This is a genomic window from Iodobacter arcticus, assembly GCF_042664895.1.
Classification (GTDB): Bacteria; Pseudomonadota; Gammaproteobacteria; order Burkholderiales; family Chitinibacteraceae; genus Iodobacter; species Iodobacter arcticus.
Window position 1 is genome coordinate 177,693 of sequence record NZ_JBHTBQ010000012.1, and the last position, 26,233, is coordinate 203,925.

At 50.3% G+C, this 26,233-nt stretch carries 25 protein-coding genes; 7 read left to right on the top strand and 18 right to left on the bottom strand.

The genetic code is table 11. The annotated features are described in order from the left end of the window. Window positions 1-65: 65 nt before the first annotated feature. The 15 genes from ACFQNF_RS07875 to ACFQNF_RS07945 form a co-directional block, all read right to left on the bottom strand. Window positions 66-1,166: a cysteine protease StiP family protein gene (locus ACFQNF_RS07875; protein WP_380187455.1), complete on the bottom strand. Its 1,101-nt coding sequence runs from the start codon at window positions 1,164-1,166 to the stop codon at window positions 66-68. After that, a complete protein-coding gene (locus ACFQNF_RS07880; RefSeq protein ID WP_380187456.1) occupies window positions 1,163-1,915 on the bottom strand; it encodes an HAD family hydrolase in 753 nt (250 codons plus the stop codon). Before ACFQNF_RS07880 ends, ACFQNF_RS07875 begins: the two co-directional genes overlap by 4 nt. Continuing rightward, complete coding sequence (locus tag ACFQNF_RS07885) at window positions 1,893-3,062, bottom strand: phosphoribosyltransferase domain-containing protein (RefSeq protein ID WP_380187457.1); 1,170 nt, start codon at window positions 3,060-3,062, stop codon at window positions 1,893-1,895. Before ACFQNF_RS07885 ends, ACFQNF_RS07880 begins: the two co-directional genes overlap by 23 nt. Further along, window positions 3,062-4,138, bottom strand: coding sequence for an ATP-grasp domain-containing protein (locus tag ACFQNF_RS07890; protein WP_380187458.1), 1,077 nt, complete (start codon window positions 4,136-4,138; stop codon window positions 3,062-3,064). Before ACFQNF_RS07890 ends, ACFQNF_RS07885 begins: the two co-directional genes overlap by 1 nt. 159 nt (window positions 4,139-4,297) lie before the next feature. Next, complete coding sequence (locus ACFQNF_RS07895) at window positions 4,298-4,879, bottom strand: TerD family protein (RefSeq protein ID WP_380187459.1); 582 nt, start codon at window positions 4,877-4,879, stop codon at window positions 4,298-4,300. Window positions 4,880-5,080: 201 nt separating this feature from the next. Further along, a complete protein-coding gene (locus ACFQNF_RS07900; RefSeq protein ID WP_380187460.1) occupies window positions 5,081-5,791 on the bottom strand; it encodes a TIGR00266 family protein in 711 nt (236 codons plus the stop codon). Window positions 5,792-5,834: 43 nt separating this feature from the next. Then, window positions 5,835-7,133: a VWA domain-containing protein gene (locus ACFQNF_RS07905; protein ID WP_380187461.1), complete on the bottom strand. Its 1,299-nt coding sequence runs from the start codon at window positions 7,131-7,133 to the stop codon at window positions 5,835-5,837. A gap of 13 nt (window positions 7,134-7,146) precedes the next feature. Next, window positions 7,147-7,722 (bottom strand): TerD family protein, encoded by a 576-nt coding sequence (locus ACFQNF_RS07910; RefSeq protein WP_380187462.1) that lies wholly within the window; start codon window positions 7,720-7,722, stop codon window positions 7,147-7,149. Between the two features lie 518 nt (window positions 7,723-8,240). Next, entirely contained in the window at window positions 8,241-9,740 is a 1,500-nt protein-coding gene (locus ACFQNF_RS07915) for a helix-hairpin-helix domain-containing protein (RefSeq protein ID WP_380187463.1), read from the bottom strand. Between the two features lie 381 nt (window positions 9,741-10,121). Further along, the gene (locus ACFQNF_RS07920) at window positions 10,122-11,402 is read right to left on the bottom strand and encodes a PP2C family serine/threonine-protein phosphatase (protein WP_380187464.1); all 1,281 of its coding nucleotides are present in this window, start codon (window positions 11,400-11,402) and stop codon (window positions 10,122-10,124) included. 299 nt (window positions 11,403-11,701) lie between these two features. Next, window positions 11,702-12,745, bottom strand: a complete 1,044-nt coding sequence (locus ACFQNF_RS07925; RefSeq protein ID WP_380187465.1) for a TerY-C metal binding domain-containing protein — start codon at window positions 12,743-12,745, stop codon at window positions 11,702-11,704. Window positions 12,746-12,939: 194 nt separating this feature from the next. Continuing rightward, window positions 12,940-13,578 (bottom strand): VWA domain-containing protein, encoded by a 639-nt coding sequence (locus ACFQNF_RS07930; protein ID WP_380187466.1) that lies wholly within the window; start codon window positions 13,576-13,578, stop codon window positions 12,940-12,942. Window positions 13,579-13,726: 148 nt separating this feature from the next. Continuing rightward, window positions 13,727-14,368, bottom strand: coding sequence for a TerD family protein (locus ACFQNF_RS07935; protein ID WP_380187467.1), 642 nt, complete (start codon window positions 14,366-14,368; stop codon window positions 13,727-13,729). 333 nt (window positions 14,369-14,701) lie between these two features. Beyond that, entirely contained in the window at window positions 14,702-15,280 is a 579-nt protein-coding gene (locus ACFQNF_RS07940; protein ID WP_380187468.1) for a TerD family protein, read from the bottom strand. A 242-nt stretch (window positions 15,281-15,522) separates the two neighbouring features. Then, window positions 15,523-16,419 carry a LysR family transcriptional regulator gene (locus ACFQNF_RS07945; RefSeq protein ID WP_380187469.1) on the bottom strand — a complete coding sequence of 299 codons (897 nt, stop codon included), beginning with the start codon at window positions 16,417-16,419 and terminating at the stop codon, window positions 15,523-15,525. A 119-nt stretch (window positions 16,420-16,538) separates the two neighbouring features. Between ACFQNF_RS07945 and ACFQNF_RS07950 the strand changes: the two genes are divergently transcribed. Beyond that, window positions 16,539-17,138 carry an FMN-dependent NADH-azoreductase gene (locus ACFQNF_RS07950; protein WP_380187470.1) on the top strand — a complete coding sequence of 200 codons (600 nt, stop codon included), beginning with the start codon at window positions 16,539-16,541 and terminating at the stop codon, window positions 17,136-17,138. 241 nt (window positions 17,139-17,379) lie between these two features. Continuing rightward, the gene (locus ACFQNF_RS07955; RefSeq protein WP_380187471.1) at window positions 17,380-18,237 is read left to right on the top strand and encodes a pirin family protein; all 858 of its coding nucleotides are present in this window, start codon (window positions 17,380-17,382) and stop codon (window positions 18,235-18,237) included. Window positions 18,238-18,449: 212 nt separating this feature from the next. On the opposite strand, the gene ACFQNF_RS07960 is transcribed toward ACFQNF_RS07955, so the two are convergent. Together ACFQNF_RS07960 and ACFQNF_RS07965 are read right to left on the bottom strand one after the other, a co-directional pair. Further along, window positions 18,450-18,770 carry a helix-turn-helix domain-containing protein gene (locus ACFQNF_RS07960; protein WP_380187472.1) on the bottom strand — a complete coding sequence of 107 codons (321 nt, stop codon included), beginning with the start codon at window positions 18,768-18,770 and terminating at the stop codon, window positions 18,450-18,452. Further along, window positions 18,757-19,137, bottom strand: a complete 381-nt coding sequence (locus tag ACFQNF_RS07965) for a type II toxin-antitoxin system RelE/ParE family toxin (RefSeq protein ID WP_380187473.1) — start codon at window positions 19,135-19,137, stop codon at window positions 18,757-18,759. Before ACFQNF_RS07965 ends, ACFQNF_RS07960 begins: the two co-directional genes overlap by 14 nt. A 266-nt stretch (window positions 19,138-19,403) precedes the next feature. Here ACFQNF_RS07965 and ACFQNF_RS07970 point away from each other — a divergent pair, with 266 nt between their 5' ends. The 4 genes from ACFQNF_RS07970 (at window position 19,404) to wbaP (ending at window position 23,935) form a co-directional block, all read left to right on the top strand. Continuing rightward, on the top strand, window positions 19,404-20,210 hold the full coding sequence (locus ACFQNF_RS07970) for a glycosyltransferase (RefSeq protein ID WP_380187474.1): 807 nt from the start codon (window positions 19,404-19,406) through the stop codon (window positions 20,208-20,210). A 265-nt stretch (window positions 20,211-20,475) separates the two neighbouring features. Further along, window positions 20,476-21,282: a glycosyltransferase gene (locus ACFQNF_RS07975; protein WP_380187475.1), complete on the top strand. Its 807-nt coding sequence runs from the start codon at window positions 20,476-20,478 to the stop codon at window positions 21,280-21,282. Then, window positions 21,279-22,382, top strand: coding sequence for a glycosyltransferase (locus tag ACFQNF_RS07980; protein ID WP_380187476.1), 1,104 nt, complete (start codon window positions 21,279-21,281; stop codon window positions 22,380-22,382). The genes ACFQNF_RS07975 and ACFQNF_RS07980 overlap by 4 nt, the downstream gene beginning before the upstream one ends. 98 nt (window positions 22,383-22,480) lie before the next feature. Next, the gene (gene wbaP, locus ACFQNF_RS07985) at window positions 22,481-23,935 is read left to right on the top strand and encodes an undecaprenyl-phosphate galactose phosphotransferase WbaP (protein WP_380187477.1); all 1,455 of its coding nucleotides are present in this window, start codon (window positions 22,481-22,483) and stop codon (window positions 23,933-23,935) included. Between the two features lie 90 nt (window positions 23,936-24,025). Here wbaP and ACFQNF_RS07990 read toward each other — a convergent pair whose 3' ends face one another. After that, complete coding sequence (locus ACFQNF_RS07990; RefSeq protein WP_380187478.1) at window positions 24,026-24,568, bottom strand: acyloxyacyl hydrolase; 543 nt, start codon at window positions 24,566-24,568, stop codon at window positions 24,026-24,028. Window positions 24,569-24,679: 111 nt separating this feature from the next. Here ACFQNF_RS07990 and argA point away from each other — a divergent pair, with 111 nt between their 5' ends. Beyond that, a complete protein-coding gene (gene argA, locus ACFQNF_RS07995; protein ID WP_380187479.1) occupies window positions 24,680-25,996 on the top strand; it encodes an amino-acid N-acetyltransferase in 1,317 nt (438 codons plus the stop codon). Window positions 25,997-26,233 lie beyond the last annotated feature (237 nt).

The window sequence follows — 26,233 nt, forward strand, 5'->3', positions numbered from 1 at the left end:
TTATCAGAGAGATTGCCTGCAAATCTTTATGTATTACGGGTGCGTACAAAGAAGTTCCCAATACTTTAGCCATCTAAAACACTCCCAATCAGTGATACCGCTTGATAAGGCAGGCCCGCATCCACAATAAGCGGCACGTTTTTTTCTATTGCTAATAGTTTTAAATGCGCCACATCGGCTACAAACGGATCGCGCAAAATCAGCAACCTTGGCACTCTGCGCAGCAACACGCGGGTGGCTTCGCCTATGCCGGGCTTAATCAGATTAAGGTCTTCAACGCCGTACTGCTCTTGGGTAGCTTGCAAAAAATCAGCTGAAATTTGCGCCATTTTTACCCGATCAATCGGCAAGGCGGCAGGCACGCCCTGATCCTTTGCCAATCGAGTCGCATCGGCCACTAAGCCATCAGAAAATAATTGCGACTGGTCTTGTGACTCAAACTCATCGTAATAAACACAGCCATGAAAATCGTCCGGCCCGATTGAATCATTGAGCACCGAGCGGCTAACTAGGCCAGAAACGGTAGCGTTCAAGATGCTCGATGGAATCAAATAATCTTCTGCCGAGGCCGCACACGCCGCCGTGCCCGCCAGATCAGACAACACATAGAGGCCACTATCAATGGCGACTCGATGCTGCAAATTAAACGCATTTACTGCCTGCTCCAGCACGCGTGAAATCACGCCTTTACCAGTCCAGCCATCAATAAACACAATAGATTCCGGGCGATGCCCTTGCTGCAAAATATGCTGCAAGGCTACCGCATCAATGCCTCGATCACGAATAATCGACACCGAGTAATGCGCCACTTCCCGCCCTAATACACCTTGCAAAAGATGCTTCAAAATCACGCCAACGGGCGTTCCCGCCCGCACCAAAGAAACCAGCGTGATCGGCCCACTGCGTCTTGCTGCAATCAGCGCCGCCAGCCTTAGGCAATCTCCTGCCATTTGCTGACGATTAGCTGCGAGTGCATCTTTAAAAACCTGCAAATAGCGCGGTGAAGGCAAGGACTCTGGCGACAGCATTTCGCTGTAATGACGCGCGCCGGATTGAATCAAAAACTCTTTATTTGCCACATCAATAAACGGCTGTTGCGATAAGCGTTTAAGCAAAAAGCGCACATCATCCGGACGATAACTACCGCAAAAACCACGACTGTTCATAAAGCGGCAACAGTCAGCTTGGCCAGCTGTGTGCCATTCGGGATTAAAGCGTAATCACAGCTCGCCATAAAGCGCGCATCGGATTGGCTGTCGCCCATGCCGATAGTCATGATTTCGCCGTGCTCTTTTTGCAGTAAGGAGCGCACATATTCCACGGCGCGGGCTTTATTCAGTGTTTTTGGTAGCACGGCTAAATTATTGCCATTGCGGTGAATAAAGAAATCTTTACCCTCGCCCGCCACCCAAGGCGCAACCGCTTCACGCTCGATTTGCTCCAGATTAGCGTCAATCTTGTCAGGGTCTTTAATCAGGGCATAAAACGGCGTATTGCAATCCTCAACCAAACGAGCGCGGCCCTTTAAGCCCACTTTTTCGCAATAATCATCAATCACTGCCATCACCGCATGCAAGCCTGGCAATGCCTGCTCCATATCCACACGCATATTTTCCAGCCAAAACTCATCCACACTGCCACAGGGCTTGAGCACCACGCCGCCGTAATCGATGATGGAATAACTATTAAAAGGTAAATCAACTCGGCGCAAAGCATCTAGATTGCGCGCGGTGCTTGGGATCAGCGTCATGGAAGCGCTCATCATTTCAAAAAACGCACGCTGGCGAGGCGTAGTAAATGAAATCGCCACGCCGTCTTTCAGATAGCCGACCGGACGTAAATCATCTACTCCAGCGCACTTGCCTAGCGTTTGGAATAAGGTGTCGTCCAGATCAACGAACAGATATTTCTTCAATATGATTCTCAGATAAAAAATGGAATAAACGGCCGCCTACGGCTTGCGCCGTGCTGTACAGCGCTTCATTGGGCGGGGTTTCATGACAAACTAATACATGATCGTACTGGCCGAGTGTGACGTTATAAATATAGTTTGCCACCCCTTCGCCATAGTTATCGGCAAAGCTTAAAGCTTGGCTCACCGCGCCCCATTTCAGGATCGGGGAACGTGTGGTCGACTGCACCAGCACATCGACTCCCAAGGCTTCCAAAGCGCTGCCCAGCAGATAAGCCAGATGCATAAACTCGCCCGTGCCTAAAACCAATACCTGCTCGCCGGCCTTAATACCAGCAGCTAATTTTTGCGCCAAAGCATGCGGCGCTGCGAGCGCACGATTCAGCCCCAAGCGGCCAAAATCGCCATTTGCGCCTCGATCAGCGTGCGCCTCAAACACCTGCGCCGCTGCACTGGACGGCTGCAAGTTGCCAGCTGTAAACACATATTCACCGCTTAAGCTGGCGGCAATCGATACGGGAACCCCAAAGCGCTGCGATAAAGCCTCATTCGCGGCCTTGCCCATAAAATTAGTAATGGTAGCAAGGTGGACGTGCTCGATATGGGGATTGAGTGCCCGACAAGCATTGCTTAAATTTAAAAAGGTATTTCCGGTGCTGGCTTCATCGTCCACCAGCACGAGGGATTTAGCGCTGAGTAGCAGTGCTCGCAGCTCGGCATCTTGCGGCATATGCAAAAACTGCCGTGGCGCGTGGCTGTGTGCCTCGGAAAATTCGATAATCTCTGCGCCACCCACGTGATAACGCGAGGTATGCAAAAACAGCGCTTCTGTAACTGGGTGAGCGCTTTTATAAGCCTCAAAAACCCCTTGCCCCAAGCCAATCGCCGTCTCGGCCATGGCAATAAACACCACAGGGCCGGCTAAATCGGCCGGTACTTGCCCGGCCAAATCCATATGGATTTTACGCATGAGCGAGGGGCGCACCGGCCAGTGCTTACCCAGCACCTTGCTTAAAAACAGAAACCCCCGCTTGGCGTTGGCGCGTGCAGCAAAGCCCATCAGCTCGTCCACGCTGAATGCACCCGCATCAACGCTGAGCTCCATCAGCCCGGTAGGCAATTCAACTTTAATGGTATGCGGGCCAGTCATTAGAGCGCCGCACATGAGACTTCAGCTTCAGGTGCCATGACCTGCACTTCGGCATCCGCCAGTATGGCAGCACGGCCTAACTCTGCAACCCGGATTCCATGCCGCACTTCCGGGACATGTAAGTGCTCAAAACCGCGATCAAAGCCAGCCAAAGCGAGGTAAGGTAAATTAGCTCCGGCAAGGCAGGCCATAGCGATACCGCCTGACATGCGAGGATTAATTTCTAATAGACCAAGGCCACCCGCTCTTTCTTTGAATTGCACATTGAAATTGCCATTCAAACCAAAGGTTTTAGCCAGCTGACGCACGCTATCTAAAATATCGCTGCGCATCTCGATCATCTGGCCACGGCCAGCTTGCTTCATTTTTTTACGCGGCACGGCACATACCAGGCGGCCATTGTCGCCAACGCAATCCACGCTGTATTCATGTCCATCAAGATATTCCATGACAATCATGGTTTTAAAAGTGCCCATTGCGGCAAAACCACGACGCAAATCATCCAAACCAATATGGTATTGCACGCCTTCTACCAAGAGCTGCGCGCTGGATCGCTCTTCTTCAATCACCGCAAAGCCCAAGCCAAACACCGATTTGGCTGGCTTAATACAGAGCTTGGCGTGATCTTGCTTAAGCGCTCGATAAGCCTCTTCAAACTGCTCTGCCGTTTCCACAACCCGAAATGCGGCCGGTGGCGTGAGCGGCAAATCAACCGCTTGATAAAACGCCGCCTTATCGTGCAGCAGCTCCAGCATTTCAGCTGAGGCCACGGATAAAACACGCGTGCCCTGCTGCTCAAAGCGCTCACGCTCTGCACTGATTAATACCGCTTCCTTACCGGGGATAAAAATCGTAATGGCGTGATCAAGACAAAATTGTAAGCACCAAGCCAGATACACTTCGCCCTGCAAACCAGAAGGCTCAACCGCAGATTCGTGCGCTTCTTGAAAAGCCGCTGAATACGGATTGGTATGGCTAGATACAATATGATATTCACCAAGAACATCAGCCTCACGAATGAGGCTGATGGCGGCGGCAACAGATGAAAATGTTTTATTAAACCAGACGTGCTGCATGGGAACCTTAAGGCGCGATTAATCGCAAGGCCAAGCAAGCTCGATGTCATTTCATGGGAAGGGTAAAACCCGCCACAAACAGCATTGCAAACGGCGGGTTTTCACCCACCATACAAAATCACAATCAACGCTTACCAGCCGTGCTTTTCTTAGAAAAAATTATAAATGCGGTGTAATTTGCGGCATCAGCTCATCAAAGGTGCGGCCATTGCCAATTTCACCGATGGCGTGCATTTTCCATTCATTATTATGGCGATACAGCTTGGCCATAATTTGCGCATTGTGCGAGCCCAAAGCGGTCAGATTAAAACGTGCGACTTCTTTATTGTCGTTCGCATTCAGGATACGGCAAGTGGCATTGGCAATTTGCGAGAAATTCTGGCCAGTAAAGCTATTCACCGTGAATACCAAGCTTTTAACATTGGCAGGCACGCGGCTCAGATCAACCACAATTTGCTCATCATCGCCATCGCCGTCCCCAGTGCGATTATCACCAGTATGCATCACTGAGCCATCTTTAGATTTCAGCTGACGGAACCATACTGCATCAATCGGATGATTTTGCTCATCAAACAAAATGCAAGACGCATCTAGATCGATATCCGGTGCGCTGCCGCCAAAGCCCAGGAAACCTTTGGACTTCACCGCATCCCAGGCAAGGCCCATGATGATCTTGCTTAATGTAACGCCAGCCTCTTTATCGAGGGAAATCTTTTGGCCTTTCTCGAGGTTAATCGCCATGCTGTACTCCTTGATGGTAAGTATTGTAGGGCGGGTAAAACCCGCCAATGAGGACATGAAATACTAGTCAAACGACGGATTTCACCCCAATCCTATCAACTTAAGTGAAATGTTTTTCGTATGGCGGGTGAAACCCGCGAGCGATGCTGAAAAATCCGCTGGCTTCACCCGCCATACAAAGGCCGTTAGGCCATTTTTAATTTAAACGCCGGTCTTTTTCTTCAGCCACTCGGCAAAAGAATCACGGTTTCTAGAGCAAATAAATACCTTACCTGTGCCGCTAAAACGCAACACAATGCCTTCGCCACTGGTCACGCTATTGACCAAATTACCCAGCATGCCGCCCAAGCCACCGCCGGTATTGCCTGTGGTCACAGAGATTTCGTATTGCAAATTATTGTCCCAGCACACCACATGCGAGTTATCGATAATCACATCTTTGCCGGGCGCGACATCCAGCTCAAACATCGAGCCAAAGCCCGATACCACCACCTGCCCCGTGCCGGAGGTTTCCATAATAAAAAAACCGCCAGACTGGGCAAAGAGCGCATTGCCAATACTTTGCGTACGCACTTTCATTTCTGTGCCCGATGTTGCCGCAACAAAAGCGCCATCGTTTAATAAATACTGTTTTGTACCCACATCAATAACGCGCAAAGCGCCTGGCAGTGTTGGGGACAACAGGCAATCGCCTTCCCCCCTTACCGCCTCAATTTGCTGCTGAAAGAAAGACTCGCCATTAGCAAAACGACGCATAATCGCCCCGCCGATCCCGCCATTCATACTGCCTTTCAAATCTAGATTGGCTTCCATCATCACCATTGCATCAGATTCGCAATAGATCTTGTCGCCCTTTTGTAAGGACACATGCAAAAACGGATCAACATCACCGGTAGCAGTAAATACAGTCATTAGTCAGCAACACCTTTATACGTTTTTGTTTCACACAAATTATTTAAATCAGCCCATGCTGAGTAGCCAGCTTTAGCCAGCCAGGGTATTCAGTCATGAGCAGGTCATACAGCGCGGCATCTGAATACTCATCAGGGGAGCTCAGCGAGAAATAATCGGCATTATCAATCAAGCGCCCTGGTAAATCATCAAGGCTTTCTAGAAAGGGGAAATCAGAATCGGCAAACGCCAATAAGCGTTTATTCTTCGATTTTCTGCCCTTACCAATCCCCATAAACTGCCAGAAAATGGGCTCTTTACTCGACCAGCGCAATTGCTTTTCGGTCAGTGCTTTATCAGAAGTCGATCCATCGGTTACAAACATCACATAGACCGGCTGGCTGGCTTTACTCACCCCTTGGCATTCACCAGCTGCGTTTTCTGGAAAGTAAAATTTGCGAATCGCCTCCATCGCACGCCCGTAGCGCGTGTCGCCTTCTAAGGGGTGGCGCTGGATAATCTGCTGGATATAGCCCTGAAAATTAGCGAGTTCCATCGGTGCTGGCTGATGGACCTTTTCGCCAAACAAGAACACATCAATGGCACCGTCATCGTCAAACTGACAAGCCAATGCAAGGATGCGCTCTGCAAAAGATTGTACTAGCCCCTTTTTATACAGGGCACTCATTGAGCCGGAAATATCAAGGCATAAACAGACTCTGGCGCGATGGCGCTCTAAGCCCGCTTTTTGCAGCGAAACACCCGCAGCCTTATGTAAATTGACCAGCTGCGGCGCTTCGCTGGCTATTTTTTTCTCTAAAGACACCTTAACCGGCAGCGGATCATCTTCGACGCTGCCACCAAAATGCCTCACTAAAGCATCCATCCCGCCATCAAAGCCTTGACCCACGGCCATAAAACGCCAATCGCCCTCTTTACGATAAAACTCGCCCAGCATTAAAGCGCGCTCGGCAGAAAAATCAGATCCCAAAAAAGGAAAGCGGGCATGTTCACGCTCTCCCTCAATAATTCTTAAATAACCAGAGCGTAAAGCCGACATCGCCCCATCTTCGCTCGCACTAACCGCCACCACTACCCGCTCAATGCTGAGGGGTAATTGATCGAGCTGGAAAGCAAAACCTACTGCATCCGCTGGCGTTTTACACAGCTCAACGCCGCCGCAAGGGCTACGTGGCTGATTAAAAAACGTCATATATCGATCGTCAGATAATTTGCCAGCCGAATCCAGCCCAAAGCAGGCGAAATCGACTGGCAAACCTTCGGCAACAAGACCCACTTGAAAGGCGCCCGTCGAAACCAAATCCCGAATCTTCAGGCGTTGGCCCTTTGCAAGTAAGGTCATCAAGCTGCCCTTTTTAAGCGCTAATACCGAAAGAGCGTGCCAGTGGGCCTAAGCCACCCGCAAAGCCCTGACCTACCGCTTTGAATTTCCACTCTGCGCCAGCACGGTAGATTTCGCCGAAGACCATGGCGGTTTCTGTTGAGCTGTCTTCAGACAAGTCATAACGAGCGATTTCTTTATCGCCATTGGCATCAAGGCAGCGGATGTACGCTTTGCCTACCATACCAAAGTTTTGCTTACGTGCTTCGGCATCATGAATCGTCACGCCAACGGTGATTTTTTCAATTTCTGCAGGCACTAAAGCCAAGTCAATCACGATTTTTTCATCATCGCCATCGCCTTGTCCGCTGGTGTTGTCACCTGCGTGGGTCACTGAGCCGTCAGTTGATTTCAAGTTATTGTAAAAAATGAAATCAGAATCAGCACGAACTTTGCCGTCTGCTTTGAGCATAAAAGCACTGCCATCCAAATCGAAAGCAGAACCATCGGTAACGCGTGGATCCCAGCCCAAACCAAGCACTAGCTTTTGAAGGGAAGGCGCTTCTTTACTTAGATTGACGTTGCCGCCTTTTTGTAGACTAATAGCCATGAACGATATTCCTTTAAAAAATCAACGATACGCCTTACGAAAAACGGCGACACTCTTACAAAGAACACACATCAAACCCAATAATACCAAAAATCATCTATTTAGCATCTTTCACTCGGGCCAAAAATAGCACAGTTTTTCCCTTAAGCGGCCAGACCTTATAGATCTGTTCGCCCTCTGCCATTTTCAAGCGAAGCAAGATAAGTAATTATAATTATTAATAATTTCTTGCTTTGATCATCAGTAATTAGACAAGTACAAACAAAACATCCGCCAACTCATAAAGATCATGTGCTTACAAAAGACAGGACAAGGGCATAGAAGTTTCATCCACCTGCATTTATTTTGCCTGCTGCATTTTGCCTGCTGCTTATCCTTGGCTGTCGCCTATAGGCATGCACTTAAGCGCGACGGCCTTATCAAAAGCCCGTCATCCCCGACTATCGGGGATCCAGCAGCGCAGCTGGATTCCCGTCTTCGCGGGAATGACGCCAGAGGCTTCAGTTGATGAGCACAGCCTACCTACACGCCTCGCCCACCATCTGCACCACCACCAGCCTGCCTCCCTCGCCCTTATCTAGCAGAATTTGCTGGCCGTCTTTTAGCTCCAGTTTGCCGCCAATAGCCACTGTTTTTTTAGTTACCACATCCATTAAATCGGGCAGGCCGACATTAAAAATCCACCACACATTGCGATAAAAAATAAAGTAGGCCACGCGCGGCTTATGTTCATCCGCCAGTTTTTCATTTGGGGCTAGCAAATAGTTGGCGTGCCAAGCGTAAAGCGATTGTCCTTCCCAAACCATCAGCCGGTGGTTATCAGGCCGGAACTGCCCTTCCTGGCGGGATGAATACAGATTAAGCACCGGCAGCTGGCCGTGATAAGCCGAGCCGCAAAACGGGCAGGCTGGCTGGGTAGAATTATCGAACACAAACCATTTTTGCTCGCAACGGCAAGGCAGCGCTAGATCAATGGTTTTAAGCAGTGCCGTTTCCCAATCATTGGCCGATGGGCGCTGATTAGGCTGATGCAGACCGTCAACAAAAGCTTGTTTAAACAATGGCGCTAGATAAGGGCCGGTTAGGGTGTAAGGCAGCTTGCTGCTGTCGGCCCACGGCAGCTCAGTCGGCTTGGCGTCATTCAGATTGATGCGATTGCTTGAATCGCTAGGGTGTTCAATAAACAGCGCACGCTCGCCCATAGCAAGCGCTTCGTCCCGCTGCTCATCATCCATATCGTGCACTTTGCCGCCGCGCAGAGGGTGGCGATACAGCAAATACATATAAATCAACACGGCCAGCGCATGTTGGTCTGTTTCGCGGCGCGGTAAATTGCGCTGCGGATCGCCCTTAGCCAGATGACTGGTGCTGACCACTTCGGGCGCAATAAAATCAGGCGTACCCACCACATCCGGCGGATAGCGGCCCGGCACCACTAGGCCATCCACATCGATCACGCAGGCAAAGCCCCCCGACGGATCGACCAGTACGTTTTTATACGACAAATCAGAATGCGCCAGCCCAGCCATATGCATACGGCGCACCGCGCGGGCAATCAGCACACAAATCTTTAAATGGCTAAGCCAATCACCCAGCTCGCGCTGATCGACAAAACGCTGGCGCAAATTGGCGGCAGCAAACCACTTACCTTCTTTTTCCTTGCCCTTGATCTCGAGCATGTCATGATTTTTGGAGCCGAATTCAAAGAAAAAATGCTTAGAGTAAGTAGGTGCAATCAACCCAAGCTTGCCTTCGTACTCCAGAAGCGCCGTTGGCCAGCAAAACAGGTTCTTCCAGTAATCACCGCCCACCTGATTAAAGATTCCCTCGCGGTATTTGCCAATAATCATCTGCAGCCGCTCAAGCGCTTGGGCATCTTGCTGCTTCTTATAAAACGCCACTACATAAGACTTATCCGGCGAAAAATAAACCTCTTTCATCGCCCCAGAAGCAATCATCTCATCTACAAACTCAACCAGCTGCCCATCCAATGTGCGGCACTGAATTACCTTCGCCATACCTAGCTCCTGATTGCCTGCTGCAAGTCAACTTGTGAAGAAACCCAAATCTTGAGATCTAAAACCCAAATCTTGAACCACGGAGTTTGGGAGGAAACGGAGGGACACGGAGAAAACCTTTAGGGGGTATCACTAAAGAAAAAAACATAGCAAAAAAGCTGTTTTTCATAGGGTGTGCAAGTCGCTTTTCTTGCGCACCGCCCTTTTGCGCTCCGACTGCGTCGTTGTACACCCTATAAAAACTGATTCGTTCCATGACAAAAGTGAATCGCGCATGAACGCGTGGGCATAAAAACCTGCCCACCCTACATTACTAGGTTTTCTCCGTGAAACTCCGTGTTCTCTGGGACCGAAGAGGTTCAAGATTTGGGTTTTAACATCTCACCTCCAAAGCAGCGCCATGCTTCGGTCATCATGGTGGCCGGGGATAAAAAATCCCATCCAATCCAGCAGGCCTTGCTCTGGCTGATCCGCCGCAAGGCAAGGGACGATTTCGTCCCAGAGGGCGTCCCATTTATCGCCGCTGGCTAAGCCTTTATCTGTTTCAAATTTTGGATCTGAAATACCGTCACTCATCAAAACAATGGCCGAAACATCGGTATAACGGCCAATTTTTACCCGCTGCGCAAAGCGCTCTGAAGCTAAGGCGGCGCGGTCTAGAAAGCGCGTTTGCCCGGCAAATTCACCACTATCCGGCAGGCCCATCAGCCGCACTTTGCCGCGCGGCCCATAAGCGGCAATCGCCCCGTCGCCTATCCAGAATGTGGCTAAAAAGACTTGCTCACCTTCCTGCTTAACCGCCGCAGCTAAAAGTGTCGTTGCGTAATCCTTGGCGTCGCTTTGCTGTGATATTGCGGCTTGCTCGATGGCGTCCACCGCCAAAGTAGCTGCATCGTAAAACAAGGAATGAAACTGCCTGCCAATTTGCCCGCTGGTAGATTCTGAATCAGCATCCCAAGCTTGCAAGGCATGGTTGATGCTGGCTCCAAGATCCCCTTTTAAGACGGCCAGCAAATGCTCACCCGCCGTATCTACCGCCCGCTTTGCGCCCCAACGAGAATACTTGGCACTGCCAGCACCATCGGCCACCAGCAGCACGCTCCAGCCCGATGCGACATCGTGCTGCACAAAAAAATCATCATCTCTAAAAAGGCCCGCATGCTCGTGCGAGCGGCCACGGCGGCTGGCGGCAGCGATATTTAAATCGCCCGCATGAAGTGCCTGCGCGGCGCTATGCGGCTTGGGGTAGATCGCGTCACTGGCTGGCTCATTGATTTGCCACAGGCTGCGCGGATCAGGGTTCACCAGCAGCACGCATTGGCCAGCACGCCACCGCAAGCCATCCTCTGTCCACTGAAAAGTAATGAGATGATCGCCAGCCACAGCAGGCTGCCCCTGTAATTCTCCCTCCTCGCTCAAAGTCAGCGTCAGAGCGGCAGGCAAGCCAATCTCTTTAAACTGCAAGGCTCGACTATTGCCCGCCACTTCACGCAACTTGCCGCAATAAGCCTGCCCCGCCTTAGCATTAGGTGCTTGAAAAACCACCTTGGCACCCAGCGGCTGGCTCGCCACCGTGCCAGCAGGCGGTATTGCGCCGGGCTTATTGGATAAATGAAGAGGAGCGGATTCAGGCGAGGAATTTGCATCAGAAGGAAGGTGCATAGCAGTCTCGTGTGTTCCCGGTGGAAGGGCCACGGGGATGTGTCATTTATAAATCGTGGGCCTTGGCACGTCCCGTCTCCCCACCCCCTCCCCCTAAATGGGGAGGGGCTAGAAAAACCATCGCCCTATAAGCATCAAGATAAGTTTCTGCCATAGAGTGAATCGAGTTTATAGGGTGTACAACGACGCAGTCGTTGCGCACCAAAGGGCGGTGCGCAAGAAAAACGACTTGCACACCCTATAAAAATCATTTTTGCTATGTTGTTGTCTTTAGTGATGCCTATAGGGCTAGAAAAAAATCACCCTCTCCCGCGCCCTACATCAAAGCCATCTTCGTCTCCAGAACAACTAAACGAGACTAATTTTTTGCACCAGGGGCAAAAGCCTTCTTCTGGGCCGTTGATGCACATGAGTTTTCCACAGCCGCAGGCGGCAAAGGCGGTGAAGTTGCCGCAGTGTGGGCAGCCCGGTGTGCCGATTAAATCTGCGCTATTTACTTTTAGATCCATGGCACGTGGATCAGACCAAATAAAATAATCTTCTTCCAGCGGGTAGCAGCCCGCAATTTCAAAGCGTGATACTTGCAGCTTAAAATCTCTGGTTGCTACATCCTGAATGGCCCGGTCGTACTTCATCAAATAGGGTTTGCGGGTTTTCTGGCAGCGGCCTACCAAGGTGATGCAGGCTTCATCGGCTTGTTTTGAGGGTGGATTTTTGAAAATACGCATCAGGCTGGCATCGATATTGGCCAGAGATTGCGCATCGCTTTCCCCCACGCTTTTGCTTTGAGCAACCACTGAAGCAGTTACCCAGTTAATAAACTTTTTGAAGTCGCCTTCCTGCGTGTCTTCAAACATCATGGCGTTGTCGGTTAGTCTGCGCAGCGTTTCAAAATCAACTGACTGGCCCAAACCCACCGCAATCAGCGTGGCTTTTTTGGCGTATTTGGCATTCCAGCGATCAATGGCCGTATTGGGATTATCGGTTGGGCGACCATCGGTAAAGAGGTAAACAATCGGCTTCCAATCGCCTTTGCGATCGGGCGTGGTTTTCACCACAGCGGTATCTAGCTCGGCCATCAGCGTTTCTAATGCCACGCCTAAACTGGTTCCCCCACCAAGCGGCAATTTGGGCGGGTAAAAAGAAACCAGCTCAACCAAGGGGGCAATGGTTTTAGCCACGCCCGCAAAGGCAATCACCGAGATATAAACCGTTTCTAAGGCATGAGGATCGGTTCTGAGCGCGCGAACGATAGCTTGCAAGCCATCTTCCATTTTTTGCAGGCTATCGCCCACCATCGATTCGGAACAATCCAAAACAAAAAATACCGGCAATCTGCGCATGGTTTTGCTCTTTTAATTAAATTCGTCGCTTTGAAAGATACGCGTTTGCCAGTGCTTACTTCTTTGTAGGGCGGGTGCAACCCGCCGCTTTTCTTAGCATTTCATGCCAAAGTCCGGCGGGTTGCACCCGCCCTACAAAAATTGCACCACATATCATTGTCTTCACTTGATACCTTAGCGTGGGCAATACGGGGCTACAGAACCAAATGGATTTCCGGTGGTGGAGGCGGCAAAGCCACATCATTAGCGACGCCCGCGCTGCTGCTGCCTACGGCTACGCTGGCAGAAACCCATTTAAAGAAGCCGGAAAACGCCGAGGCATCTAGGGTGTCCAGCGTGACGACGCGATCAGTTAGCTCTAGCAAATATTCTTGCTTGGCCTTAGGGCCTGCGGCACACGCAATAATGGCCCCAAACTGACACTGCTTAATCGCTGGAATCGCTTGTCTGTAAGCGTGCAGATCAGACGGGCTGCCGTCGGTCATTAAAAACATCAGCGGACGCCAATCGCCTTTTTCATCTTCGCTGCTTTTTTGCACATCGCGCGCAAGGCACTCAAGCAGCAGCTCCAATGCAGCGCCCATAAAAGTGGCCCCGGCATTAGGCGAGCTCACATCATGCAGCTGCACATCCGCCAGTGGCGTTAAGGGCAGGTATTCGCGCGCTTCTAAATCAAAAGTAATAATCGACAGCGCCACGCTTTCTAAAGCGTAAGGATCCTGCCTAAGCGCACTCAGCATAGCTTGCAAGCCCACGTTCACCGAGTGAATGGGCTCGCCACGCATAGAGCCGGATGTATCAAGAAGAATGTAAACGGGAAGGCGTCTGCTCATGATGCTCTCTTAGGGAAGCGATGAAACTCGCCATCCCCAAATGCTTTTGCCTGGGATGACGTACAAATATTGAATTCCCACCCCCAACTACAACACTCGAGGGCAGGCTCTGTGCGGGAATAATGCGATCAAATCAATTAACGCATGCTCAACTATATTGTTTTAACCATTCAACAAATGAATCTGATTGCGATGGCTCGCCAATTGCATTGAATTTCCAGCCACCATCCTCACGAATCAACTCTGCAAACAGCATAGAGCGGCAATTTTCATATTGAGCACCGCCAGATAAATCAAAGCGCACCATCTCTTGCCCTTTGCCATCTTCTGCACGAATAAACGCATTTTGCACTTTGCCAAAGCTTTGGCCGTTTTCTGCTGCATTATAAATTTGCACCACAAACACCACTTTTGCATATTGTTCAGGTAAATCATTCAGCCGGGCGATCACCTGCTCATCGTCCCCATCGCCCGCGCCAGTGCGATTGTCCCCCGTCATCCAGATCTGGCCGGAATGATGGCGCAGAGAGTTAAAAAAGATAATATCGCCGCCCACCAAGGTAGAACGCCCGCCTTCGGTACCGCCAAAATTCTGCACCTTGCCATCAGCACCACAAAGAAACGCAATCACATCTAAATCGTATTCTTCTTCTTTTTTACCAAATAAGCCGCCCAAAAACCCTTTCTTTTCTTGCCGAATATCCCACCCCAGACCAATGGTCACGGTAGAGAGATCATGCTCATTTTTTTTGAGGCTAATACCTTGGCCTTTTTTTAGAGACAGAGCCATATGAATTCCTTACAAAACACCATTAACAGACGATAGGAGAAATACGGAAGAAATGGGTAGCTTGGCTTAGGGTCTGTTGACGTTTCATTCACGGCTCAGCGCAATTATGAATGAAACGTCAACAGACCCTAAGATACGGCTCGAAATAAATCCCAATATGGCTTTACCGTCATTCCCGAATGCCTTTGGCGGGAATCCAGCTGTGTTGCTGGATCCCCGATAAAAACACTAGAGGATGACGGGTAGGCATTTTGGGAAAGTAATATGAACCAAGTCCTTAAATGATTTGCTGATATCAATCTGCAAACCAAAGTAAGCCAAGCCAATGGTGATTTAGCTTGCTGAAATACCAAATTGCGCGCACAGAGGGCCAAGGCCACCCGCAAAACCTTGACCTACCGCTTTGAATTTCCACTCGGCATTGTGGCGGTACACTTCACCAAAAATCATGGCGGTTTCGGTGCTGTAATCTTCTGATAAATCAAAACGCACGATTTCTACATTGTTATCCAGATTCACCACGCGCATAAATGCGTCTTTCACCTGACCAAAGTTTTGCTTACGTGCTTCAGCATCATGAATGGTGACACACACGGCAACCCGCATAATCTCTGCTGGCACATTATCTAAATTGATTTTGAGCGCTTCATCGTCACCGTCGCCAGCGCCAGTGCGATTGTCGCCGGTGTGCTCAACCGAGCCGCAGCTCGATTTCAGTTGATTGTAAAAAATGAAATCGGCATCGCCACGCACTTTGCCATTTTCCCCAAGCAAAAATGCCGTCGCGTCTAAGTCAAAAGCCGCGCCATCGGTAGAACGAGCGTCCCAGCCTAAGCCAAGCAAAATCGATTTCAGGCCAGGCTCTGTTTTAGAGAGGGAAAGATTGCCGCCTTTGTTTAATGAAATAGCCATTTTTAATCCTTTCTAGTTTAAATAAGTAACTACTTGGGCTGCATCCTTCAATCGCTCAGCCCACACACGGTAAGAAGGGAGCTTGCCTCAAAGAGTTCCGCCCCAAAACCCTATTCATTCAATACTGCCAAGTGCTTATTCAATCGTCAATATTTTTACAAAGATTGAAATCATAAAAAGAGATTATTAATAATAAAATTACTCCAAAATGAATACAAACACCGACACCCCACATAAAAACACTAATCGGACTGTAAAACATGCTCTAACTGATCTAAAAACACCCTCGTTTTAGCGGGCATCAGCCGCCGCTCAGGAAAAACCGCCCAGGCAGGCACGGCAGGCAAACACCATTCTGGCAAGATACGCACCAGCTTACCCTGCTGTAAATAAGGCTTGGCAAATGATTCGGTGACCGCCAGCACCCCCAAGCCTTGGCACGCCAAGCGCACTAAGAGCTGAGGCGAATTAATACTGAATTTAGCCACCGGCTGAAAATGATGCAGCGCCTTACCCCGCTGTAAAGCCCAAGACATCGCGCCACCCTGACGGCTTAATACACCCAAGATATCGTGCGTGGCCAACTGATCGGGGTGCTCTGGCAAACCTCGCTGGGCAATATATTGCGGCGCTGCATAAAGGCCCGTACTAAACAGCGCTAATCGCCGCGCAGAAAGATGTGCATCACTAGGTAGATCGCCGATTCTGATCGCCAGATCAAAGCCTTCACCCAAGATATCCACCCTGCGTGGCGAGATATCAATCTCCAGCCGGATCAAAGGATAACGCTGGCTAAAATCGCTTAAGAAATTTTCCATAGACCAGCCCGCCATATCCCCCGGCATAGATATTCGCAACAAACCGCTTGGCTCGGCTTGCCGGTGCTCAACCAAAGCCACCGCCGCATCCACTTCGCTGGCAATTTGCCGGCCATGATCGAGCACATGCTGGCCAAACTCGGTCAACATCAATTTGCGTGTGCTGCGTATCAAAAGCCGCTCGCCCAGTGCCGTTTCCATATTGGCAATCCGCCGCGATACGGTCGATTTAGGCTGGCCGATACGCTCAGCCGCACGGCTAAAGCTGCCGCACTCAACCACTCTGGCAAACAACACTAAATCATTGGCTTCGATTTTCATTTAGGGCCAGCACCATTGTTCCATCAATGGAACAATACTATCCATTTTATGGACTTCTGCCCATTTATCGAAGGAGTTACATTAGCGTCATTCCAACGCAGCACAGAAGAGATCAAGCCATGAACATCTTACAAATCAACTCCAGCGCACGTAGCAACGGTGCTTTTTCTACCCAACTGGCTAATGTGCTGGCTGAAAAACTACTTGCTGGCAATGCAGGCTCAAAATTAGTTTTGCGTGATTTAGCCATCAACCCACATCCGGTACTGGATGAAGCCACTTTAGGCGCTTTGATGACTACCGCCGAAGCACGCAGCGCAGAGCAAGCCGCCAGCGTTGCCCGTAGCGACGCTTTAATCGCTGAAGTACAAGCGGCTGACACCTTAATCATCGCCGCCCCGATGTATAACTTTGGCATCACCGCCCAGCTTAAAAACTGGATAGACGCGATTGCCCGCGCAGGCGTCACCTTTAAATACGGCGCGAATGGCCCAGAAGGCTTGCTGACTGACAAACAAGTTTATGTGGTGCTCACCCGTGGCGGCGTACATCGCGGCACCGCGGGCGACACCATCGCCGATTATATGCGTACCGTTTTAGGCTTTTTAGGCATGAGCCGTGTGGAATTTATCTACGCCGAAGGCCTGAATATGGGCGATGAAATGCAAAACAAAGGCATCAGCCAAGCCCACAGCGAAATCGAACTCGCGGTGGCTTAAGGCAAAGCAACTCACAAAAACCCAAATCTTGAACCACGGAGGACACAGAGAACACGGAGTTAAAAACAAAAAAATAGAGAAAAAACAGATAAAAATGCCGAAGTAGATCATTCAAATATATTGGCTATTTTAGTCTCCTTGATTTTCTCCGTGAAACTCTGTGTCCTCCGTGTTCTCTGTGGTTCAAGATTTAGGTTTAGATTGCAGTTTTGTTTGCACAGTTAATAAATGGAGATACACCATGAACACCGAACTTGTAACTCGTCCACGCGCTTTGGAAAGAAAAGTACAAGGACGCCCAGTGATGGAAGGTGCGGGGGTTAAAATTAACCGTGCGCTAACCCAATCTTTGCAACAAAGACTCGACCCGTTTTTAATGCTCGACGCCTTTAAAAGTGACGATCCACAAGATTATTTGGCCGGTTTTCCAGAGCATCCCCACCGAGGTTTTGAAACCGTCACCTATATGATTGCTGGCAAAATGCGCCACAAAGACAGCGCGGGCCACGAAGGCCTCTTAGAAAACGGCGGAGTGCAATGGATGAGCGCAGCCAGCGGCGTGGTGCATTCTGAAATGCCCGAGCAAGAAAACGGCCGCATGGAAGGCTTTCAGCTATGGCTAAACCTGCCAGCAAACGAGAAAATGAGTGCGCCTTGGTATCGGGATTTTAAAACCGTACCCAGCGTAGTAACAGACGCGGGTGTGGCCGTACATGTGATCGCAGGCCAAAGCCACGGCACCAAAGGCCTCGTCGAAAAAGCCACCACCCAAGCGCTGTATTTAGATTTGCATCTGCCCGCAGGCAGCGAATTTACCCAAGCGATTTCTGCCGGACACAATGCCTTTATCTATGTTTATCGTGGCGATGTAGAAGTTGAAGGCAGCGCGGTCGCCAGCGAGCAACTGGCCATTTTTGCCAACGAAGCGGAGAGCGACGGCATCCGCATCCAAAGCCCAGCCGCTAGCCGCGTACTGCTGTTCGCAGGCCAACCACTCAAAGAGCCCATCGTGCAATACGGCCCCTTTGTGATGAACTCGCAGACAGAAATTTCGCAGGCGGTGGCGGATTTTAGGGCGGGGAGATTGGGGGCTTTGTAAGGGATAGTTTCGTAGGGTGTACAACGACGAAGTCGTTGCGCACCGAATGCCGGTGCGCAAGAAAAACGACTTACACACCCTACGAAAAACCATACTTTGTGTGGTGTTCGACCTTAGCTTGAGACGCACGGGTTTGGGTAGTTACAAAACAGCCTCGTAAGATCGTTGCACTGGAGGCTTTAGGTACTAAAGGGGATGAATATATTTAGCACTTAGGTCAATACCTGTAATCCATGCTTTTGAATCACTTCAAGCAGTTTCAAAGCCATACCGCTAGGGCGCTTCGCGCCTGATTCCCATTTTTGCACCGTCGATTCGCTAGTATTTAAATAACGTGCAAATACAGGCTGGCTAACATGATTCTGCTCGCGCAGCTGTTTAATCTGGGCAGGCTCCAGCTCATGCGGCACAGCAAGGCAGGAGTCATCAAAAGTGCGCATCGTTGCTTTATCAATCGCACCGACTTTAAGCAAAGCACTGGCCGATCCATGCATAACAGCGAAAGCTTCACTTTTGAATTTAGGTTTGCTCATGACATATCTCCATCAAATCTTGGTCTTGCAATAGTTGCGTAAGCTGGCTGTTAGTCATCCCCGCATACGCCTTGGCTAGCACGCGAAAACTGGCCAGCTCATCATCTTCAATATTGTCACGATCTTTTTTGGCAAATAGATACTCATACACCCAATATCGCCCAGCTTTGGCCAAAATAATCGAGCGATGTCTATTGCTGTTCAAACGCTTCTTATAAACGCCGCCACCCAAATCATCAGTTTGACCTTGCATCACCTGCCGCATGGCATCGCACAGCTCCACATCCGTGATAAGGGCTTTTTTCGCTGCCTTGGCAAACCAAGCCGTCTTAAAGGCCCGCGCACAGGATTCTGATAAATTTAGCATGCTAAATAGTAGCACTTAGTGCTACTAAAAAACAAGAAACACAAGGATTAAAGGCCGCTTGGCCGCCAGCGAGCAACTGCCATTTTTGCAAAGGAAACGAGTCGCGATCGTACTTACATCAAAAGGCCTGTCAGCAGTCGTGTAAATGCAACCCTAGCCTTACAACCTACCCCACCACATCAATCCGCCCAATTTACATTTCACCTCAGCACGCCCAGCCGCAAAACCCGTTAAAATGGCGCCCTCTCTTTGCACAAAGCGCTTCGATGAACCGCACGGCCTTACTTATTCCTCACTTTAATAATCCACAGGGCCTTGCTGCATCTTTAGCGTCTGTGGGGGAGCACGAGCAGATTGATGCTTTTATTGTGGATGACGGCAGTAGCAGGCAGCGCATCGATGAAGCGGCTTGTGCAAGAGCTTGGCAGGCGGAGGGAGAGCTACATTTTATTTATTTACCGCACAATCAGGGCATCGAGCATGCGCTCAATACCGGCTTGCAGGCGATTCTTGAGGCGGGATATGAATATATTGCCCGGTTGGATTGCGATGATCTATGCGCGCCGGATCGCTTTACTAAGCAGATGGCTTTTTTAGATAGCCACTCGGATGTGTATTTATTAGGTAGTGCGGTGACGTTTTTTGATGCCAGTGGCGATCGTTTTACGATTAATCAGCCACAGACGCACGATGAAATCGTGCGACAAATGCACGACGACAATGCCTTTACCCATCCTACGGTGATGTTTAGGGCCGCTGGTGTAAAAGCGCTGGGGCTTTATCCGACGGACTGTAAAGCCGCAGAAGACTTTGCGTATTTCTGGCGCTTTGTGGCGCGTTATCAAACGGCCAACTTGGCCGAAGTACTGACCCGCAGCGAATATAACGACGCAGGCATCTCCATGAGCCACCGCCGCCAGCAACAAGCGATGCGAATCAAGCTGCTATGGCGCTACTTTGATTATTCACCGCGATCCTTCATAAAAATCAGCAAAGCCAGCCTATCCTTCGCCCTACCGGTCAGCTTCACCCGTAAAATCAAACGCCTGCTGGGGATGGGGAAGTGGGATTGATTGATGTGGGGAGCCGATCAACTTAAGCAAGACCAGCGGGAGTGGTACTTTCGTAGGTTGGGTTAGCTGGTTTATTCGCAGATTTTAAGCGGACAAATCAGCGTAACCCAACATTTCGGCGCAAATAGAATGTTGGGTTACGCGATAAAACTGCTAACCCAACCTACAACAGCGACCCGTACTCAGTTACCTAAGTTTGGATTTCCACCTGCCCTACAATTGTTAATTTAAACGCGAACCAGTACTCGCAAAAACAGAAGCACACATGACACGCCTTATTTTACTGATACCGCATTTTAATAATCCTGCCGGGCTGATTAAATCACTCGCCTCCATCGGCCCCAGCGAGCAATGTGATGTGCTGGTGGTGGACGATGGCAGCACGCGTGCGCCCATCGAGCATACGGTAGCCAGAAATGCATTCAAGGCAGAGGGCGAGCTGCGGTTTTTAAATTTACCGGCCAATCGTGGCATTGAACACGCACTCAATTCTGGCCTGACGTGGATTACTTCTCGCGGCTACGAGCTGATTGCCCGCTTGGATTGTGGCGATGAAAACCTGCCCGATCGCTTTGCCAAACAAATCGCTTTTTTAAAGAGCCACCCCGATGTAATGCTGCTTGGCGGCGCGGCTAGTTTTGTCGATCAGGCTGGTGCCGAGCAATTTGTGCTGCGCCACCCGTGTGAGCACGCGGCTATTCGCCACGCCATGCGTAATAACTCGGCCTTTATTCATCCGGCGGTAATGTTCAGAACAGCGGCTTTAGCAAGCACCGGCCCTTATCCTTTGGATATGCCTGCCGCAGAAGACTATGCGCTGTTTAGTGAATTCACCCGCCAATTTAAAGTAGCCAACCTGCCCGATGTGCTGATCCGCTACGAACTAGACCCAAGCGGCATTTCACTGAGTAAACGCCGCCAGCAGCTCCAATCCCGCCTAGCGGTGCAAAAGAAATACAGCGATGGCAGCGTTGCCGCCCTGATCGGCATGGCCAGAACGCAACTCTTACTCTTGCTACCCTATTCTCTGGTGTTTAAGCTCAAATTAAAACTAAGAGCAAAAAAACGATGAGCCTGATCCCCGTAAAACACGCCGCTAAAATTGTGCATATTGTTGAGGCATTTGGCGCTGGCACACTGTCTATGGTGTCGGCGATGGCCAATGCGCAGACCAAAGACGGCCATAACGTCACCATTATTCATTCGGTACGCGAAGAAACGCCGGATAACTGGCGAGCGCTATTTGTCGATGCCATCCGCTTTATTCAGCTGCCCATGGTTCGCGCCATTAACCCAGCGGCCGACTGGCGTGCGGGTCGGGCGCTTTACCATTGGTTGCGTGAGTTAAAGCCCGATGTAGTGCATATGCATTCATCCAAGGCCGGTGCGCTGGGGCGAATTGTCAGTTTATTTATTCGCGGCAAAACTGCGCCACGGTGGTTTTTCTCGCCGCATGGGCTGTCATTTTTGCAGCGGGCTGAAGGGCGTTTAAAAAATACCATTTTCCTTACGTTCGAAAAAATCCTCTCAGAAATCCCCACCACCTTTATCGCCTGCTCGCCTTCCGAAGGCGCAGAAATCCGCAGCCATCTCAGCAGCAATGTGGTGGTGGTGAATAATGCGGTCGATCTGGCGGCGATTCATCCCGCCAAAGGTAATCAAGATATTGTGCGCATCGGCACCGTGGGCCGAGTCACCTTGGCCCGCAATCCCGAGCTATTTGCCAGCATCGCCAGCCAAGTGGCCCAGCCCGGCGTCGAGTTTGTATGGATAGGCGGCGGCGATGTGGCATCAGAAAAAAACCTGAAAAATGCCAATGTAAAACTCAGCGGCTGGGTAGATCGCAGCCAGGCTTTAGAGCTGCTAGCCAATTTAGACATCTATATCCAAACCTCGCGCTGGGAAGGCCTGCCCGTCGCCGTGATCGAAGCCATGGCCGCTGGCCTGCCCGTATTGGCGACTAATGTGGTGGGCAATAAAGATTTGGTGATTGACGGCGAAAATGGCTATCTCTGCGAAAACAGCAGCGACTTTGTAAAGCATCTGAACACGCTGATCGAAGACCTTAGCACCCGACAGAAGCTTGGCACACAAGCAAGGCTGTTTGCTGAAACGAATTACTCGCTGGATAAGATGATGGCGAGTCTTTATAGGGCTTATGGAATTACATGATAAACGCTACGGCGCACTGCGCTCCGCGCGCGACTAAAAGCCGTCGCACGCAGCGCTTCGAGTGCGCCCTACAATTGCTTTAAACATCAGGAAGTAAAATGAATAAGCATTTACAAGCCGAAAGGGCCAAGCCTTTATTGGCGCTGGCCGATTTTGTTGCGCTTACCGCGTCATTTTGCGTGGCGCTGGCCATGCTGAGTTTTTTCCGCCACCAAAGAATTGGTGGCGACTTTGTCGCTTGGTGGTGGTGGGAAGGCTCGCAGCAAAGTACCGCTTTTCTCTTTTTGGCCTTACTCACCGTGGGCAACTTTTGGTGGCGTGGCCATTACAGCCTGCGCCTGCCGTTTTGGGATGAGCTGCTGGAAATCCTACGCGCCCTACTCTTAGCGGCATTATTAAACGGCATGCTGGTGCTGCTGGGTAAATTCACGGTATCGCGCTTTTTATGGCCGATGTCCTGGAGCTTAGCGCTGCTGCTCTTGCCGTTTTTACGCTCGCAAATGAAAAACTGGCTGTTGTCTAAAACGTTGTGGCAGCTGCCAACAGTAATTATCGGGGCCAGCAGCAATGCCATCGATGCCTGCCGCGCCATGCATAGCGAACGCCAGCTGGGTTTTGAAGTGCAGGCTTTTTTATCGATTAATAAAAATGATCCCGCCGAGCTGGCTATTGATGGCAAGACTCGGCCAGTCATTCAGCTCGATGAAGCGGGGCTTTTATCATGGCTGGATCTAAATGGCCGCCCTCATGTCGTTGTGGCGGTAGATGAAGACGAGCTGCGCCGTCTTGGCCCGCAAATTGAGCTGCTCTCGCTTAAATACAAAGATATGCACATCATCCCGCCGATCGCGGGCTTGCCGCTATTTGGCGTAGTGCCGCATCATTTCTTTAGCCATGAAGTGCTGCTGCTACGCGTGCGTAATAATCTGTCAGTTAAATCGCTGACCACCTTAAAACGCGCTTTCGATTTATTTGGTGCTAGTGTGGGTCTGCTGCTGCTTTCACCTTTACTTGCCTATGTGGCGCTGCAAATTAAACGCCAAGGTGGCCCTGGCAGTATCTTTTTTGGCCATGTGCGCGTCGGCATTAACGGCAAGCCATTTAAGTGCTGGAAATTTCGCACCATGGTTTCTAATAGCCAAGAGGTGCTAGAAAAACTGCTCGCCAGCAGTAGCGAGGCCCGTGCCGAGTGGGATAAAGACTTTAAGCTTAAAAATGATCCACGCATCACACCAATTGGCGAGTTTTTAAGAAAAACCAGCCTCGATGAAATCCCGCAACTTTGGAATGTGATCAAGGGCGAAATGAGCTTGGTTGGCCCGCGCCCCATTATCACTGCCGAACTGGAACGCTATGGCGATCACGTTGATTTCTATCTGGAAGCACGCCCCGGTCTAACAGGCCTGTGGCAAGTATCGGGCCGCAACGACACCACCTACGCCGAACGCGTGGCGCTGGATGCTTGGTATGTAAAAAACTGGAATCTTTGGTACGACGTGGCGATTGTCTGCAAAACCATCAAAACCGTGGCGACTGGGCGCGGGGCGTATTAAGAAGATGTAGGGCGTACTCGAAGCAGTTTTTTGTCGCTCAGCGAAGAGCGCAGTACGCCGTTTTGTTCATGGCTGGCGTACTGCACTCCCTTACATTTTAAAGCCGTACCTCAGCACAAAAAAATCAGCACCGTAATTCGGTGTTTTTATATCGCTATTAGAGTGGTGCTGATACAACAACGTTAAATCTTGTGATCTGCGCTCACCAAAGCGAACTCCTGCGCCCAATTGCTCGCCAAACTGAAAAGCCGTACTAAAAGGGCCGCGTTTGGCATAATCGGTGCGGGAAAACAAATGCCCGCCCAAGCCAGCCTCCACAAACCACTGCAAGCCCTCTTCTTCCGGTGTCCATTCATAACGCAGCTCGGGTGTAATAAATAATTCACCCGTATTGCGGCTGTCACCACGCCAAAATCCGGCTCCCATTGCCAGACCCGTACTCAATTTTCCTGTTTTACTTTCATACCACGACCAAGGTAAATCAGTACGCCATGCCACCCGGAACAAGTGATGCTGCTCAACATGCTTGGGCTGTATGCCTTGACCTGCGCTCACTTGCCACTCAAAAGCCTTTGCATCAGCCGCCGCAAGCAAGATACAGATCAGGCAAAACCGGATTCCTAATGCAAGCATAACGGGGCTCCTTATCGGTGGCGTCTTTACAATATAGACACTGCAATCCTTTTATATTTTTCTAGCTGACGTTATCCTTTGTGCAAAGCTCATAATTTTTTTAGGAATACCATGCAAGCCGATGAGTTCGTCCAGTCATTTCGCCTGGCCGCCCCCTATATCCATGCCTTCCGTGGCCGCACATTTGTGATTGCTTTGGGAGGAGAAGTCGTTCGAGACGGCAAATTTGCCACCATTACCCACGACATCAATTTGCTCACCAGCCTAGGTGTGCGCTTGATTGTGGTGCATGGCGCACGCCCGCAAATTGAAGCACGTATCTCTGAGCGAGGCTTAGAAACCCGCTATCACCACGGCTTACGAGTCACCGACGCACAAACATTAGAGTGCGTCATTCAAGCGGTAGGCCAAGTAAGAGTGGAAATTGAATCATGGCTCTCTATGGGCCTGGCAAACTCGCCCATGGCCAATGCGGATATCCGGGTTTCTGCTGGCAACTTTATTACCGCGCAGCCTATGGGTATTCGCGATGGCTTAGATCTGATGTACACCGGCGAAGTACGCAAGGTAGACACCACCGCCATCCGTTATCGTCTGGATGATGGCGAGCTGGTTCTGCTATCTACGCTGGGCTACTCACCGACAGGCGAAGTCTTTAATGTGCCGCTAGAAGACGTAGCCACCAGTACCGCCATTGCTTTGCGGGCCGATAAGCTGATCTTTTTATTAGGCCTGCAAGGGGTGGAAGACTTAGCAGGCGAGCTGCTCACCGAGCTAACGGCCCTGCAAGCCGATCAATTTTTGAGTACACATCCACACCCGCACGAAGATATCCGCCTTTATCTGCCTTGTGCCATTAAATCGGTACGTAGCGGTGTGGCGCGGGCGCATTTGGTCAGCCATCATGTAGATGGAGCCCTGCTCAAAGAGCTGTTTACCCATGATGGGATAGGCACCATGATCTCGAGGGATTCGCTCGAAACCATGCGTGAAGCTACGATTGATGATGTGGGCGGTGTATTGGCGCTGATTGAGCCACTGGAAGACGATGGCGTGCTGGTAAAGCGTGGCCGGGAGCTGCTGGAGCGGGAAATCCACCGCTACTCTGTGCTTGAGCACGACAGCAAAATCGTGGGCTGTGTGGCCATGTACCCTTTCCCCAAAAGCCATATGGCAGAAATGGCCTGTCTGGTGATTCATCCCGACTATCGTGATGCCAACCGGGGCGAGCAATTACTTAAACATATTGAACAGCACGCCAAAAGCCTTGGGGTACGCGAGCTCTTTGTGCTGACCACACGTACCGCTCATTGGTTTGTAGAAAGGGGCTTTGCACTGGCTACGGTCGATGCTTTACCAATTGAAAGAAAGCAGCTCTACAATTACCAAAGACGCTCTAAAGTATTTATTAAGCAACTACGCAACTAAACGCTATTTTGTAAATAAATATACGGCATTTCAATTACTGATTATTATTGACGTTGCACCCGTCGCCAAATCATTTTGGCGACATTTAATTTATTAACGATGCTTTAGCATAAAACAGCGATCAAGTGGCTTCAGGCGTTCAGGCCACCTGACCTAAATTAAGCAATCATTTCACGACAGGTTTGCATGGCATCGCTTCCGTTTTTTAATTCGCTTCGAACACGTTTAATCGTGGCC